Origin of the sequence: Rossellomorea sp. FM04394 (assembly GCF_041889765.1) — a bacterium.
Taxonomy (GTDB): Bacteria; Bacillota; Bacilli; order Bacillales; family Bacillaceae_B; genus Rossellomorea; species Rossellomorea aquimaris_B.
In genome coordinates this window covers 1,464,900-1,479,806 of record NZ_CP168654.1, presented here as the reverse complement: position 1 = coordinate 1,479,806, position 14,907 = coordinate 1,464,900, and the positions used below count along the sequence as shown (strand labels likewise).

Here is a 14,907-nt window from a genome sequence, read left to right as displayed (position 1 = left end):
CCGCATACAGTAAAAAGAGGTAGGTGATGGCATGATGAATCAATATTTTAACAGAATCGCTTCTGTTCTTGTGGTAATGGCGGTTATGGTAGCCTGCAATATCTACACGTTCCTTCCCATATACGGGAATATCGCTTCCTCCCTTTCCATCCCACAAAGTGAAGTCGTTATTGCAGGTAGCTCATTTATCTTTTTCTACGCCTGTGGACTTCTGACTTTTGCCAATAGCGCCGATCGGTTTGGAAAAAAAGAGATTCTCGTCTGGGGAATGCTTGCTTCCGGGATTTCAACAGGACTGGTAGGCCTTGCCGATGATTTCTGGAGTTTATTTATCACACGGGGAATTCAAGGATTTTGTCTGGGTAGCTTTGCACCCGTCGCCTTTGCCTATACGTATGATTTGTTTTCAGGAAAAAAGAGAACCTTGCTTCTGGCATTTATCAATTCCGGATTTCTCTTTTCGGGCATCCTTGGGCAAATACTAAGTGAGGGAATCACACGCTTCAGCCATTGGACGATTGTGTTCTTCTTTTTCGCATTGGTGTACGTCTCCTTGTTTTTTATAGGAAAACAAACGCTGCCTACAACCTCCACTCGATCCGTTTCCGTCACACACCAAATCGTCACGATCTATAAACTCCTTATGAGAAAAGATCTCTTATTCTGCTACGGTATTGTTCTCACACTTCTCGCCTCTTTTATTGCTTATTATGACAGCTTGACCAGGTACTTGTCCGGAAGTCCCGATCTACTCTTCCTCATCAGGGCAGTCGGATTGATCGGCGTCGGATTATCGCTCTTTACCGGCCGACTCCTTGAAGCCATTGGAGTCTATAAGACACTTTTTATTGGTGTAACCATCTCTATTACGAGTGTATCCATTGCTTTCATTTATGTGCATTTGAGTGACCCCCTTATCATCGTTCTTTCTTCTGTCCTATTTGTTTCCGGCATCTCATTGTTGATCCCAACGGTGATTACCCTTATTGGAGATATGAGTGGCGAAAACCGAAGCCAGGCTCTCAGTCTTTACTCATTTCTTTTATTAGGGGGTACCAGCTTAGCTCCTTTAGTAATCATGCAGCTGACTTACGTTCAATCGTTGTTTCTGTTACTGGGATGCTTTTTGTTTCATGCCTGGATGGGAGGATTGCTGTATGCGGGTCGGAGAAGATGGGGGATGGGGGGTTAGTGCCAGTCCTCCATTCTTTCCTGAAGATTTGAGGTGTGGAGCTCGAATTGGACATTGTCCGTGGCAAGAAAATTGACACTCCACCCTTTCCCTCTTCTTAAAGGTCCTCTTACAATACACACTTCCTTCTCCTTCAATCGTTGAACAGCCTTAAAAAATTCTTCTTCATTGATGGAAAAGGCGATGTGATCGACCCCATATCCCCTGGACGTTCCGAGGCTGTCTTTTTCCTGGAGACAGATCCAAATCGGACCCCATTCCAGATAAGCATCCCTTCTCCCTTTATGTACAAGTACTGCCTGCAGGATTTCCATATAAAAAGTCAGCGATTCTTCTAAACTGCTAACGTTGATTGTCAGATGATTAAAGCCGGTTATGTTCACATATTGTCCTCCTTTCGTTTGGATATGTCCGTTTATTGTGTCAGCAGGATAAATCGAGGAGCTTTGTAGTGAATTTATACCCATTGACCTATCCATCGGGTAGTTAATTGCGTCGTTTGGGAAGGCGATTGCGTCGTTTTGAATTTTATTGCGTCACTCCGGATGGTTATTGCGTCAATTAACAAATAAAGGAAGGTGACTGATCGCTCAATCACCCTCACCATCCCACCACACACCAAAAAAAGAAGGACACCATTATCCTTCTTTCCACTCATCTACTAATAACCCATACAGGATCATATCATAACGATTCCCGTCTCGTTGCAGGAACTGACGGAAACTTCCTTCTTTCGTGAATCCAAGTGATTCATATAAACGGATCGCTCTCTCATTATACGAAAATACCGTTAATTGAAGACGGTGTAAATTCAACTCATGAAAGGCATATGCCAAGAGACACTCCATGGCTTCCTTGCCGTATCCACTTCCCCATGACTGCTCGTCACCGATGGAAATGGCTACCCAGCCCACACGATGGGTCCACAGAATACCGTCCAATTCGACATAGCCTATGATCCTGCCATCCTCCTTTAAACGAATGGCAAAACGAAAGGCGTTTTCTCCGGGATCCCCCATCCATTTTTTTATGTCTTCCTCTGCTTTCGGCTTATGGGGAAGAGCATCCAGTAACCTCTGAACTTCTTCATTTTGATTCCATTCCCTTATGGCCGTAACATCTTCTTCCTGAAATCCGGAAAGATAAATCCTTGTACCCGTCAATAGCCGTTTCATGTTTTTTCACCTCGACGTATGTATTTCGAGGAGTTTCTTTCCGATTCCTTTAATGCCCTTGAAAAAGTTTCGTACCATGTCGATCTACCGCCATTCGTTCAAAAAAAGAGCCCGGAAAAATTCCAGGCTCAATTTAACTTACCAAATCATTTCCGCCCACTCGGGGTGGTCAATGAATGGGTTACGGTTTCCTTGATATTGTTCGAAGATGATATCGTTGCGTCTGATTTCCCTTTCATCGACAGGGTCCTGTTCATTCCATTGAAGAAGAACGGACATTTTCCCGTGGTAAGGGGCACTTCCGTTGTTGACGTTATTATTAATTTCTAAATCCAGCTCTCCGCTGTCTCCTTCATAGCGGACAGCCATGTAGAAAATCATGCGGGCAACGTCACCTTTCACTTCATCACGAGGCTCCCAGGAATCCCCGTCATAATAGTTGCCTGGCGCTTCGCTATGCTGAGTTCCACCATTATCAAAGTCAAGATTTCCCCTTGTGGAATTGACCGTTACATCAGTCGGTCTCAAGTGATGAAGGTCCGTCCCTGGTCCTTGCGCCGTTCCGAAGTCACCGTGGGATTTCGCCCACACGTGCTCACGGTTCCAGTCGTCGACTCCACCGCCATTTGTCGTTTTCGATTGGGAACGGCCTGAGTAAAGGAGTATCACATTGTTTGGATTGTTCGGATCTTCATCTGTGTTACGCAATGCTCCCCATACATCACTGTAGGAAAGGGTTTGATGATCATCGATGATGTTATGTAGTGCTGTTTTTAAAGAAGATCCCGTTTTTCCTTCAGCTGTGTTGTAGTATTCTTCATAGGCTGGCGGGTCTGTTGGCTCGGTTGGGGGATCGGTAGGATCAGTGCCGCCATCTTCCACTGATTCAAATGCTGACGCTGACTTCACTCCGGGATGAGAGAAATAGGCCGTCAAACTGCCGGTCACTTTGATTTTTTCACCCATCAGCCCAGGGTTACTTTCCAATCCAAAGTTTGAACGGTAAGAAGATGGGATTTGAACATAGACCATCTCATCCGTGTTGGATTCAGAGGGGGAATCCGCCAAGGCAAGTGCGTAATCATTTGGAAAATTACTTGTGACAACGGATGACGTAGAGGTTGGCTGCCCGACCACATACCCTTCCACAGACTGAGTGGAGCCATTCTGATTGGATAATGCCTGATCAACTGTAAATGGCGAACTCCACGTCCCATTTCCAGCTGCACTCATTTGACTTGGAGATACTTGACCACAAGCAATCATAAAAATAATTAAAATAGAAAAAATGCTGATGAGCTTTTTGTTTACAATCTTCAAATTGCTTCGCCTCCTCTTAATATGACTATACATTTAGCGTACATTACATATTGTCAAAACAGGGTAAATTTTGTGTAAATCCGAGAAAATGAGTCTATTATCATAGGGTTTGTGATGTGTATGGCAGGAGGGAATGCGTTCATTCCATAATAGGTGCGGGCGGGTTTTCGGGAGGGGATGGATCGTGTTGCCGGTCCTGTTTGAATAATGAGCTTTTTTGAAAAGTCGATAATAAATGCGGGAATGTCGATAATATATCCGAATCGTCGATAATATAACCGGGAAAATCGTTAATATCGGGTTTATCATCATCTCTTGAGTGTCAAAATTCATCTCTTGGAAACTATCAAATTCTTAATTTGAAAATAAATGCTGATTACATGCCCATTCCAAAACCGTTTTTTCTTTAGAAGTCAATCCCGCTTGCCTATTTCTCACTCTTCCAGCGAATAAAATCACCATTTTCACACTAAAAAATCCCATAAAAAAGCACTGGCCCCATTCAGAACCAGCACTTTCTCTTCTTACATCCCTTCAACCAATACCGAAGCGCCCATACCACCGCCTACACATAATGACGCAATTCCCTTTTTTAATTCACGACGCTTCAATTCATGCAGTAAAGAAACGACAAGTCGTGCACCTGTGCAGCCGACTGGGTGACCGATACTGATCCCGCTGCCATTGACATTCACTTTCTCACGGTCCAGACCAAGCTCTTTTTCGACGGCTAAATATTGAGCTGCGAATGCTTCATTAATTTCAAATAATTCAATATCATCCAATGACCAATTTTCCGCTGTATGTAGTCCTTTTTGAATGGCGGGTACGGGACCGATTCCCATCACTTTCGGATCCACACCTGCTACTGAGTAGCCAACGATTCTTCCAAGAGGCTGAAGTCCTCTTCGCCGGGCTTCTTCCTCACTCATAAGAATCAGTGCCGCCCCTCCATCATTCAGGCTTGAAGAGTTCCCCGCAGTCACCGTGCCGCCTTCCCGGAATGCAGGCTTTAATTTCTGCAGTTTTTCTACCATCAATGCAGCTCGTGGGCTTTCATCTTTATCAATGACCTTTTCTCCTTTTCGTTCCTTCATGGTGAGTGGAACGATCTGAGAATCGAAATATCCATTCTCCATCGCGGCTGCTGCCCGCTCATGGCTTAACACTGCATACTCATCCTGCTCTTCACGGGTAATCGAGTGAATTTCCGCCAGGTTCTCCGCTGTTTCGCCCATCATGATGCCGTGGATGGGGTCTTCTAGGACCTCCCAAACCGAATCACGAATTTCTCCATGTTGCAATCTTTGACCAAATCGGTGCTGCTTCAAAATATACGGACTGGAGCTCATCGCTTCCACCCCGCCTGCCAGGACAATATCAGATAAGCCTGTTTGAATTTGCATGGCTGCTGAAATGATCGCCTGCATTCCACTGGCACATTGGCGCTGGATCGTATAGCCCGTGGTCGTGTCATCAAAACCGGCCAGTAATGCGGCTGTTCTTGCTGTATTTGGCTGATCTGTCCTTTGAATACAATGCCCGAGGATCACTTCATCAATATCACTTGCCGACAATCCGCTTGCTTTAGCCGCTTCTTTCATAACAGGTACAATCAGATCGGTCGGGAGCAGATCCTTGAAAGCTCCACCAAATGCACCGACCGGCGTACGTAGAGCCGATGTAATCACTACATTTCTCATCTTGTCACTTCCCTTTCCTATCAGTTACATCATGATGCCGCCATCTACATGCAGGACGGTTCCATTCACATAGTCACTGTCATCAGATGCCAGATACAAATATGCTTTCGCGATATCATCCGGTTTCCCTAATCTTCCAAGGGGAATCATCGCTTTCATTTGCTCGATGACCTTTTCCGGAACGGCTTCCACCATGCTCGTTTCGGTGAATCCTGGCGCGACTGCGTTCACGTTGATCCCTTTGCGGCCTAATTCCTTCGCCCATGTTTTCGTCATTCCGATCACTGCAGCTTTTGTTGCCGCATAGTTGGTTTGACCGACATTTCCGTAAACCCCGCTTACTGAAGATGTGTTGATGATTTTCCCTTTTCCATTTTCAATCAACTGGGGGAGGACCGCTTGGGTACAATTAAAGACACCTGTCAAATTCACATCCAACACTTTTTGAAAATCTTCCGGTGATAACTTATGAATCATTCCGTCCCTTGTGATTCCAGCATTGTTAATTAAAATATCGATTTTCCCAAATTGCTCTCTTACCTCTTTTACAAAAGAATCAACAGAAGAGCGATCAGCTACATCCCCTTGAAAAAAGGCTGCTTTCCCCGTTCCCAGTTCATTCAGCTGTCGGGCTTTTTCCTCGCCCAGCTCCTGATTGAAATCAACGAGGGCAACGTGGCAGCCTTCCTTCACAAAAATTTCTGCTGCGGCATATCCTATTCCGTTCGCTGCACCCGTGATGAGGGCTACTTTCCCTTCCAGTCTCATGCCAGTTCCTCCTTCATCTGCAAAAATGATGTCATTGTCTGAAGCAATTGATCTACATCATCGATGAGCGGTGAATGCCCACTATTCTTTAATTCAACAAATGTAGCGTTTTCTCCTATATCTTCGACGATTTCCTCTGTCATTTCTTTTGTGATCACATTATCCCGGTCCCCTCTTAAAACAAGAGCCGGTAAGGTTTTCCCGCTGTCCATCATCACTTCTTCAATTGTATGAAGACGATTTCTTATATCGGGTGTGTGATATATCAGGTGAGGGGAGTTAAAAATGAGTTACACGTGGTTTAAGTTTATGGATTCGGAAGTATGAATAGAGTAATGACAGCACCGACTTTCTTTAGAATAGAACAAACTTCTATAACAGTATGTCCCACCCTCCAAATTTCCTATATAATGAATCTACTAAATGTTAGTGAAATTGGAGGATTCATCCTTGAATGTATTTCAGCAGTTTCAACGTACAATCATTAACAATTATCTAATCGGGAGTTTTATAGCTGTCTTTGGTGTTGGATCTGTATTCATTTTTCAAACCCTTGCCCTTAATGAAAGAGAACTATTAACAATGGGGGGCATTATCACCCTTTCAATCGTCACGATGTTCAGCTGTGAATTTTTGGTGTATCAGAAGCATATTCGTCCGATGAAGCTCGTCTATAAAAAGAAGACATCAACACTAAGTCTGGACCTTTTCTCAACTGCCTATCAACAAGTGGAAAGGTTCCCACTTTTAACAGTTAAACGAATCATGCTTCCCCACTTTCTGGGGCTTGCCCTTCCGTCGACTTTCTTGACGGTTATCAGCATCAACGCAGAATGGTTGTCAATTCCGTACACCTACATTTTTTATGCCTGGTGCGGCGCCTTTTTAGTGGCGATTCTTCATGCTTTGATTGAATTTTTCTTAACCTTTAGAGCTTGTCATTCGCTCCAAGTGGACCTTATTCGGAAAACAGTTGAAACATACGGAGTCGATCCGTCGAGTCAGTCCACCCTATTTATCAGTTTAAAAAGAAAAATCTTGGCGGCTTCCCTGTTTCTTGCCCTGTTTCCAATCCTGCTTTTTTCATTAGCTTCACAGATTCGATTATCGATTGCAGACTCCACTATTTTAGTAGACTACTGGAAATGGGCAGGGACTCTGATTTTCATCATTACAATTCTAGCTTTCTATGGAGCCCTCCTTATTTTCAAAAGTATCGAAGCACCCGTAAAAGAGCTTGTAGCCCGTTTTGAAAAAGTAGAAGAGGGGCATGTTTCACCCGTAGTGAATACATACACCGATGAGTTTTCTCATTTATTTTCCGGCTTTAACCACATGGTAGGAGCCATCAACCTGAGAGATCAGAAAAACCAGCAGCTGCTCGATCAATTTTTTGCAGTGGTAGCAGGTACATTGGATGCACGGGACCCATATACGGCCGGACATTCTAAACGCGTTGCGGAGTTTTCTGTTATAATTGCCAAACAATGCAACTGGTCTCAAAAAGACATCGACTTACTCAATAAATCGGCCCTCCTTCACGACATTGGAAAAATAGGAATCCGGGATGATGTGCTTTTAAAGGAAGGTGAATTGACCAATGAAGAGTTTGAGCAAATCAAGCGCCATCCTGTCATTGGCGAGGAAATTGTCAAAGGCGTTCAATTAACAGAAGATCTCCTCCCCATCTTACCCGGGATCAAGCATCACCATGAGCGCTTGGATGGCTCCGGATACCCGGATCGATTAAAAGGAGACGAGATTCCCGTGTTCGGACGATTGATTGCTGTTGCCGATGCCTTTGACGCCATGACCTCTGATCGCCCTTATCGAAAAGGAATGCCTATCGAAAAAGCCCTCTCCATTTTGGAAGAAGGCTCAGGGACACAGTGGGATGAGGAGTTTGTTAAAGCGTTTATGAGTGGGATTAAAGTGACAGGCACATCCCATATCTTATCTAATGCTGCAATATAAATACCCATCAACATAGAAATAATCACTTTTCGAGTTAGCATCCTTTCCACAGTCCGCAAACGCGAAGAATCTTTAAAAAAAAAGAATGCTGTTCATGTATTGAACAGCATTGCCATATCTTTAGTTTCTGAATTGTACATCCCATTCGTTGATAGGCCAATAACGAAGATCCACTTTCCCGACGATCTGTTCCCGGTCTATGAACCCGAAGTAGCGGCTATCCATGCTTCCCCGCCGGTTATCTCCAAGAACAAATACTTTTCCTTTGGGAACCGTTTGCTCATCTGTGATTTCTTCAAGCGTAAAGTCACCCGTCAGCTTATTTCCGATATACTCCTGCTTGAATTTCTCTAAATAGGGTTCAGGATAGTACTCCCCGTTAATATAAAGCTTATCGTCCTTATAAACGACCTTATCGCCGGGTAGTCCAATGATGCGTTTCACATAATCCTCGTTCTCATTCGCATGAAATACGACAACATCAAAGCGATCCAAGTCTCCAATTTGATAACCGATTTTGTTCACAACAAGCTTATTTCCATCCTGTAGTGTCGGCATCATCGATTCACCTTCGACTACATAGTTGGAGAAGAGAAAGGTTCGAATGATGACAAAGATGATCAGTCCAATCCCTAAGGCTTTTATCCATTCGAGTCCTTCTCTTTTTACCTCTTCTCTCAATTTGATTCCTCCTGCTTTTTCCGTTCAATTCGTTGGTCTATTTCCATCTTCTTATTCAGATGTATCTCAATTCGTTTCCCTACAAACCATAGCACAAAGATAATGGCTGCAACGATCACAGTACGCATTGGTTGTCTTACTAATGATATAATATCATATCCGATAAAACTTATGGTAAAAATCATCACCATTTTCCCCGTAACCACCGCAAGCATATATTGAGCGATGCTGATCGACGACAATCCCGCCACCACATTCACCACCGCAGAGGGTGTAAAGGGAAAGCATAAGAGAATGAACAACGGGCCAAACCCATGCTTGTCTACCCATTTCGTCAATCGTTTCACTTGGCGGTTCCTTCTCAGGAAACGAAAAAATCGGGTTTCCCCATACCTTCGTACTAACAGAAACACAATGAGCGCACCAAGCGTAGCCCCGATCCACGAAAACAGAAACCCCCACCATAACCCAAATGCATTTGCATTGGCTGTCACAAACACGACAAGGGGCAGGAATGGAAGAAATGCTTCCAACAGCGGCAGCAGGATCCCAGGAATCGGTCCAAAGGAACGATACTGCTGAATCAAGTCCATCATATTCTCGAGCGTAAACCAGTCTTTTATCTTATTTATATCCATATTATATGTTTCCCCTTAAACGACCATGAACAAATAAACTCATTTCGTTATATCGTTACTTATATTTTCATCATATCACACCGGATCAGGATTTCCACATTGTTGTCTATTGTTGGTTTTATTATTATAACCTTGCCTAATGAGGGGGGATGTAAACGTTTTGTGGTGGGTTATTTTTGGGGGCGGGTTCTGGAATATTATTTGGATTTGGATTCGTTCGTAGGTTCGTAGGTTTTTTGTGAAATTTGTCGAATTACGCACAATGGCAGATATATTTAATTTTTGGCAGGTAAAATGAGAATATGGCAGATAAAAGTATTTCTCAAGGTGATAAATCGGCAAACGGTAGATAAATTCCTTCTCTAAACAATCCAGACAAGGATTCCTCGGCTCCGTACGGTCTATATTATCGACTTCTCCCTATATATTATCGAGTTTTTCATTTTATTATCGACTTTACTTCATATATTATCGACTTCTCCCTATATATTATCGACTTACAGAATAGTCGCTTCACACTCGTCCAATATTTTTATTCTTCATCTCCCGTTTCTCCCTAAAAAAACTGCCATCCCCATCCAGGAATGACAGCTCTCCCCTCTATAAATGCTTACCGAACCAATCCACAATCTCCTGTAACCTCGCTTCCCTCAAAGAAGGCTTTCCAGTCCGGGACAAATTATGATTGGATTCAGGGAAACGCACAAATCTCACATCTTTCTTCTCACGTTTCAATGCGATGAATAGCTGTTCTGCCTGCTCGATCGGACAACGGTAGTCCTTTTCGCTGTGAAGTATTAATAGGGGTGTGTTCATATTCTTCACATAAGCAAGGGGTGAATGCTTCCAAAGGGTTTCGATGTCGCCGAGGTCGCTTTGGATTTGCCACTCTGAGAAGTAATAGCCGATATCGCTCACTCCGTAAAAGCTGATCCAATTGCTGATGGACCGTTGGGTGGCGGCTGCTTTAAATTTATCGCTGTGGCCGATGATCCAGTTGGTCATGAATCCTCCGTAGCTTCCACCGGTCACACCTAAGCGAGTTTCATCAATAAACGAAAATTCCTCCAGGGCGTACTCGACTGCTGCCATGATATCCTCGTAATCCCCGCCGCCGTAATCTCCTCTTACGGCATCTACGAACTCTTGCCCGTAGCCATGGCTTCCTCTTGGATTCACATATAAAACAGCATACCCTTTGCTTGCAAGCACTTGGAATTCATGAAAGAAAGTGTTCCCATACATGGTGTGGGGGCCTCCGTGGATTTCAACGATCAGTGGATATTTCTTTCCTTCCTCATAACCGGCCGGCTTCATGATCCAACCTTGTACCGGCCAGTCTTTCGCACCATTGTACATAAACGGTTGAGGAGATGATAATTCACGACCCGCCAGGTCCCCGTTGAGGTTGGTCATTTTCTTCAACTCTCCGGTAGGGACATGAAGAGTATACAATTCACCGGGTTCTGTCGGTTTACTCATGGCAACGAGCATTACTTGTCGATCGGAATCGAAGTCGAATCCGTATACATGCTGCTCCTCCTGCAGCAATGCTGGGTAGATGGCCCCTTCGATGTGAGCGTAGTAAAGAACCGTATTTCCTGAATCAGATGCCAGGAAATAGAAACTTTCATTGTCCCGTGACCACAGGATTCCAGCTTGAGATGAGCCTTGGATGCTGTCGCTATTGAGATAGTCTCCTACAGGAACATCCATGCTTTCTGTCAGGCATATGGAGTGGCCGGTTTCAAGGTGATGCAGCCACACCTTATCTTGTGTCGCATTCTCATATTCCCGTCCATGCCCTAAGTAGGCGAGATGCTTTCCATCGGGAGACCAGCTTGCTTCTCCGTAGTACCCCGATTCTCCATTAATCTTTTTATATTCGTTCGTTTCAAGGTGAAAAATAAATAAATCAGACTGGAAGGAGAAATCTTTATCTTCTGTTCTGTCCACTGAAAACGCAATGTGCTTACCATCGGGAGACCAGGAGTGAAGAGTGTGATCATGGACATCATCCGTGACTCTTCTTAATTTCTTCGACGCCACTTCCAGCACTACTATCTGTGAGTGGCAGTTGTCATTGAAACCCCGGTCATCACTTTTATATTTCATGCTTGTCGTAACGAATGGCTTTAATTTCTCTTCTTCGCCTTCCTTTTTTTCAAAGGACTCCCCCTTCTCCAACCGCATCGAGAAAGCTATCTTCTCACCACAAGGAGACCAAACAGGATTCGAAACGCCTTTTTGATAATCCGTCAGCTGCTCGGCTTCCCCTCCATCACGATGGATGACGTAGAGCTGATTCACTCCGGAACGATTCGAGACAAAAGCAATGGTCCCCCCATCAGGTGACCATCTAGGAGATGAAATCCTTTCTTCCCCGAAAGTCCATTGGCGAGTGGTTTGATCTTGCAGGTGAATGCTATGTAAGGTTGAAAAATACTCATTTTTTTCTTCACACATGATGGTTTGGACAAATACGGCTTCTTCTCCGCTTGGAGACAGCCTTGGATCGGATACGGCCTTTAACTCGTAGAGGTCCTGTATTTCAATTCCTTTATTCATGTTCTTGCACCTTCCTTTCTTCTGTTCCATTATTATTTCGACGTTAGAAATACTTTTCCCTTTATGAATAAAAATACGATCTGCCCTTCATAATAGAAACAAATTCAAATTCTACAACTTTCCCTATTGAAAGTAAATCGGATTCCACGTAAAATAAAAATACGAACATTTGTTCTATACCAAAATGAAAAGGAGTCTTTTCATATGACAAGAATCCCGGAGAACGACAGGAATATATTAGAACAGGCGATTTATTTACCGATGGTACTGACGATTTTGAATCGTGATCTGCAAATCGTCGACAGCAGTCCATTTAAATTAAAACGACCGTATCTGGAAATGATAGAGGAGACGATGAAGGTCATCCAAGGAGAACTCGCTCATGTGAAAAAGTACATGAGGACCAATAAGATGAAGGTTGAGCGAATTCAATCAGATGATGCTTTTACGATGTATATGTTCCTTTATAAAGGTTATGAAGAACATCATAATTACTTTAATCCGCGCCTTCGCAACCGGGTGGAGGATTTAATGAGGCATTATTTGTTTCGCCGATTCCTGGAAACGAAAACAGACACAACAAAAGAAGCGTGATCGATCTCACGCATCGGCTTTTTTGATATTTGGATTAAGATAAAACGTTTTTATATTACTCGTTTCAGTGTGAACCTTCGAATTATATTTACTCTCCATTTCTGCAACCCGCTGTGTGTATGCGATACGCAAATCAGAGGTACGGAGCATTTGATTTTCAAAGGAACTGTATGAGATCGGAACCGTGCAGGACTCATTGTTTTGAAGATATACCTTCGTTGATCCATTTGTCGATCGTTCATACCCACGAACATGGGTGTGGGAAACCCAGGCACATTCTTGCTTGACGGGAGATGATGTTGGAAAGAGATAAATGGACATCTGGGGATTCACCATGATGGGAGCTTTGTAGATTATACCCGTAAGTCTCTTGGTGCCTTCTTTTCGTCCTTCATAGGAGGAACCAAAGAATTCACAGCTTTTCTTCAAGATATCAAACGGTTTGAATGGGGAGATCAGCACGTCATCTACCTCTATGATTTTGGTGAATGTCCTGGCACCGTACTCAATTGGCTGCAGGATCATCGTATGGGGATTCACTTCATATTCTTCTATAATTCGAGATTTTTCTCTCATTTCATCGCCTCCATTTACATTTTTCACCAAAATAATACCATAAATTTCGAGGGTTGTCTCGCATATTTTTAAAAATTCTGAAATTTACTGCACGCCACCCGTTTATGAGTAAAAAATTATCAGAATATTTAATTTTTTGGTTGAATTTTTACTACTTACCCCATATACTAATAAAAAGAATTCAGGGGTGACCGTATATGGAAAACAAAAAGTCCTATACCGAAATGATGAAAGCTTCTGCCATGACCCGGAAGAAAGCCGCTGAGAGAAGCGTAATGGAGATCTATATTGACATGGTGCTGCATGAAAGCATTCTGACGACGCGCAAGACAAAACTCCTGACAGACATTGACGCCGCCCTGGATAAGAAAAATAAACCTTTGTTCATGAAATTAACAAAAGAATTAAACGAACTGAACCTAAGCTACGGATGATAAATAATAGCTGACTCTCCACAGAGTCAGCTATTCCTTTTTTAATGGACGGGCCATTGGTACCCCTTTTCATGCATGACTTCTACTCTAATAGCAAATCCTATAGCTAACTTAAACACTCTGGAGCGAATACGATGATGCTGCTTATAAAAGTTCTTGTCCTCTACTTAATTACCATAGCCGCTATGCGACTGATGGGAAAATCCACAATTGTACAAATGACCCCTTATGATCTTGTGGCCATCATCATAGTCGGGACCATTGCTTCTGAGCCCTTAATCTCCACAGAATTCTGGCCGACGATTGCGGCTCTCTCAATTTTAGTAGGACTGCATGTACTTTTTTCATTCATGACCTTGAGTCAATGGGGAAACCGTTTCTTTCTTGGAGAACCGACCTTGCTGATTAAAAATGGTGAGATTTTAGAGGATAACCTGGAGAAATCCAAGATATCGCTGATTCAGTTGACCTCCATTCTACGCTCACAAGGTTACCCTAAGATTTCAGACGTGGACTATGCCATGCTCGAGCCCATCGGTGAAGTGAGCATCATTCCAAAGGTGGAAAACACCCCTGTGACCGTACAGCATCTCAACCTCAAAATAGATGACGAGGGATTGCCAATTTCAGTGATTGTGGATGGCAAAATCCAAACTCGGAACCTGGTGCTCCTTGGGAAATCAAAAGAATGGCTGGAAACTCAACTGACCAACTCCGGACTTCATCATAAAGATGTGATTTTCGCTTATATGACAGAGAAAGCGAAGAACCTGATTATCAATAAAAGAGAAAAAGCCTAGTCTCTACTTAAAAGACTGGGCTTTTTTCAGTATGGCGGTTTATTCATCGCATGTTCATAATCAATTCACGAAAAATCTAATGTAGTAAATCCCCATAAATTTTAATCGTAAAGTATAATGCCACTGCGGTATAAACGAAAGCTGTCCAAAAAGAGATCGAATGATAAAACCTTTTCTTTTTTTCTTTGATCAAATGCTGCCCCTTTTTGTAAAAATAGCCGTCTCCATTCACATAGATAATGATCAAGGTAACTAGTATCCCAATAATTAGAGACCACTCCATCATCGGGCGACCAGTTTTAAGATAACTCAAAAAAGGTAAACCGATTAACGCTAAAACGGTGAACATAAAACGAATAAACAATATCCAAACTTTATGATTTTTGATCTTCCCCATCCTCCTGCCTGTTTAAAAAAAACGGAAAATTCAAACTATATAATCCCTTATTTTACCATATACACGAGGGTTGCACACTAAAATTTG

The 14,907-nt window shown here is 43.1% G+C and carries 16 protein-coding genes; 5 read left to right on the top strand and 11 right to left on the bottom strand.

The window, feature by feature from the left end; genetic code table 11:
- Positions 1-31: 31 nt before the first annotated feature.
- Complete coding sequence (locus tag ACCB35_RS07430; RefSeq protein WP_374056387.1) at positions 32-1,192, top strand: MFS transporter; 1,161 nt, start codon at positions 32-34, stop codon at positions 1,190-1,192.
- Here the strand turns inward: ACCB35_RS07430 and ACCB35_RS07425 are convergent.
- From ACCB35_RS07425 to ACCB35_RS07400, 6 genes are all read right to left on the bottom strand, one after another.
- On the bottom strand, positions 1,189-1,575 hold the full coding sequence (locus ACCB35_RS07425) for a VOC family protein (protein ID WP_374056386.1): 387 nt from the start codon (positions 1,573-1,575) through the stop codon (positions 1,189-1,191). The genes ACCB35_RS07430 and ACCB35_RS07425 overlap by 4 nt on opposite strands.
- Before the next feature lie 255 nt (positions 1,576-1,830).
- The gene (locus ACCB35_RS07420; protein WP_374056385.1) at positions 1,831-2,367 is read right to left on the bottom strand and encodes a GNAT family N-acetyltransferase; all 537 of its coding nucleotides are present in this window, start codon (positions 2,365-2,367) and stop codon (positions 1,831-1,833) included.
- Between the two features lie 138 nt (positions 2,368-2,505).
- On the bottom strand, positions 2,506-3,600 hold the full coding sequence (locus ACCB35_RS07415; protein ID WP_374056975.1) for an endonuclease: 1,095 nt from the start codon (positions 3,598-3,600) through the stop codon (positions 2,506-2,508).
- A gap of 611 nt (positions 3,601-4,211) precedes the next feature.
- Positions 4,212-5,390 carry an acetyl-CoA C-acyltransferase gene (locus tag ACCB35_RS07410; protein ID WP_374056384.1) on the bottom strand — a complete coding sequence of 393 codons (1,179 nt, stop codon included), beginning with the start codon at positions 5,388-5,390 and terminating at the stop codon, positions 4,212-4,214.
- A gap of 24 nt (positions 5,391-5,414) precedes the next feature.
- A complete protein-coding gene (gene fabG / locus ACCB35_RS07405; RefSeq protein WP_374056383.1) occupies positions 5,415-6,158 on the bottom strand; it encodes a 3-oxoacyl-ACP reductase FabG in 744 nt (247 codons plus the stop codon).
- Positions 6,155-6,376: an alpha/beta fold hydrolase gene (locus ACCB35_RS07400; protein ID WP_374056382.1), complete on the bottom strand. Its 222-nt coding sequence runs from the start codon at positions 6,374-6,376 to the stop codon at positions 6,155-6,157. Before ACCB35_RS07400 ends, fabG begins: the two co-directional genes overlap by 4 nt.
- Positions 6,377-6,608: 232 nt before the next feature.
- Between ACCB35_RS07400 and ACCB35_RS07395 the strand changes: the two genes are divergently transcribed.
- Positions 6,609-8,132, top strand: coding sequence for an HD-GYP domain-containing protein (locus ACCB35_RS07395; protein WP_374056381.1), 1,524 nt, complete (start codon positions 6,609-6,611; stop codon positions 8,130-8,132).
- 120 nt (positions 8,133-8,252) lie between these two features.
- Here the strand turns inward: ACCB35_RS07395 and lepB are convergent, their stop codons facing one another.
- From lepB to ACCB35_RS07380, 3 genes are all read right to left on the bottom strand, one after another.
- Positions 8,253-8,813, bottom strand: coding sequence for a signal peptidase I (gene lepB, locus ACCB35_RS07390; RefSeq protein ID WP_374056380.1), 561 nt, complete (start codon positions 8,811-8,813; stop codon positions 8,253-8,255).
- Positions 8,810-9,451: a TVP38/TMEM64 family protein gene (locus tag ACCB35_RS07385; RefSeq protein WP_044337749.1), complete on the bottom strand. Its 642-nt coding sequence runs from the start codon at positions 9,449-9,451 to the stop codon at positions 8,810-8,812. Before ACCB35_RS07385 ends, lepB begins: the two co-directional genes overlap by 4 nt.
- 600 nt (positions 9,452-10,051) lie before the next feature.
- A complete protein-coding gene (locus tag ACCB35_RS07380) occupies positions 10,052-12,019 on the bottom strand; it encodes a prolyl oligopeptidase family serine peptidase (RefSeq protein ID WP_374056379.1) in 1,968 nt (655 codons plus the stop codon).
- A 204-nt stretch (positions 12,020-12,223) separates the two neighbouring features.
- On the opposite strand from ACCB35_RS07380, the gene ACCB35_RS07375 reads away from it, so the two are divergent.
- Positions 12,224-12,613, top strand: a complete 390-nt coding sequence (locus ACCB35_RS07375) for a hypothetical protein (RefSeq protein ID WP_044337751.1) — start codon at positions 12,224-12,226, stop codon at positions 12,611-12,613.
- Positions 12,614-12,619: 6 nt separating this feature from the next.
- Here the strand turns inward: ACCB35_RS07375 and ACCB35_RS07370 are convergent, their stop codons facing one another.
- Complete coding sequence (locus tag ACCB35_RS07370) at positions 12,620-13,189, bottom strand: competence protein ComK (RefSeq protein ID WP_044337752.1); 570 nt, start codon at positions 13,187-13,189, stop codon at positions 12,620-12,622.
- Positions 13,190-13,386: 197 nt separating this feature from the next.
- Between ACCB35_RS07370 and ACCB35_RS07365 the strand changes: the two genes are divergently transcribed.
- On the top strand, positions 13,387-13,623 hold the full coding sequence (locus tag ACCB35_RS07365; RefSeq protein WP_299740086.1) for an IDEAL domain-containing protein: 237 nt from the start codon (positions 13,387-13,389) through the stop codon (positions 13,621-13,623).
- Positions 13,624-13,757: 134 nt separating this feature from the next.
- Positions 13,758-14,423, top strand: a complete 666-nt coding sequence (locus tag ACCB35_RS07360) for a DUF421 domain-containing protein (RefSeq protein ID WP_374056378.1) — start codon at positions 13,758-13,760, stop codon at positions 14,421-14,423.
- A 76-nt stretch (positions 14,424-14,499) separates the two neighbouring features.
- Here ACCB35_RS07360 and ACCB35_RS07355 read toward each other — a convergent pair whose 3' ends face one another.
- On the bottom strand, positions 14,500-14,820 hold the full coding sequence (locus tag ACCB35_RS07355) for a hypothetical protein (RefSeq protein WP_374056377.1): 321 nt from the start codon (positions 14,818-14,820) through the stop codon (positions 14,500-14,502).
- Between the last annotated feature and the right edge of the window lie 87 nt (positions 14,821-14,907).